Below are 202 nucleotides of genomic sequence, written 5' to 3'. Positions count from 1 at the left end.
GACTACAGCGTAACCGCTCAAATCACCGATGCCGCTGGTAACAGCACAGCACCAAGTGAGTCAGTAGACTTTGCAGTTGATGCGACTGTTCCTGGTGACACCACTGGTGATGGCGTGACTGACACGGCTCCTGTGATTACCATTCCAGAAGCTTTGGATGGCGTGAATGCAGCAGAGCTTGCCGATGGTATTCAAACCAATG

General features: G+C 52.0%; 1 protein-coding gene. It reads left to right on the top strand.

Annotated features, from left to right (window positions below; genetic code table 11):
• On the top strand, nucleotides 1-202 hold a 202-nt coding region (locus KPY62_RS13620; protein ID WP_216583481.1), incomplete at both ends, for a hypothetical protein.

Source organism: Psychrobacter sp. TAE2020, assembly GCF_018919485.1.
Classification (GTDB): domain Bacteria; phylum Pseudomonadota; class Gammaproteobacteria; order Pseudomonadales; family Moraxellaceae; genus Psychrobacter.
This window is presented reverse-complemented; position numbering and strand designations above follow the sequence as displayed.